Consider the following 326-nt stretch of genomic DNA (forward strand, 5'->3'; position numbering starts at 1 on the left):
TAAATTAAATACAAAGATTATAGAGTATGTCGAACAAAACAAAAGTTTAGATTATGTAGATACCACTATCAGAGATACAATAAAAAATCTAAAACTTGAACGTGATGATTTAAGAGATACTTTATATAAAGTCGATAAAAACATTCAATACTATCAAAAATCAGAACAGCGATTAGAAGCCTATCAAAAAAATCAAAGTCCAAAACACAAAGCACGTAATGATGATTTTGAAATTTAGATGATTAAATAATCAAGCTGCTAGATCTTAAATTTTGGTTTTTAAATTTTAGACCTAGCGACTTGATTGAGTTTTAAAAAAACTCTAT

The 326-nt window shown here is 25.8% G+C and carries 1 protein-coding gene; it reads left to right on the forward strand.

The genetic code is table 11. The features are described 5' to 3' along the window. Nucleotides 1–238: hypothetical protein (locus tag JKP73_RS22340; RefSeq protein WP_200412003.1), on the forward strand; the 238-nt coding region annotated here is incomplete at its 5' end. Nucleotides 239–326: the final 88 nt, after the last annotated feature.

It is taken from the genome of Virgibacillus salexigens (assembly GCF_014905415.1).
Classification (GTDB): Bacteria; Bacillota; Bacilli; order Bacillales; family Amphibacillaceae; genus Virgibacillus; species Virgibacillus salexigens.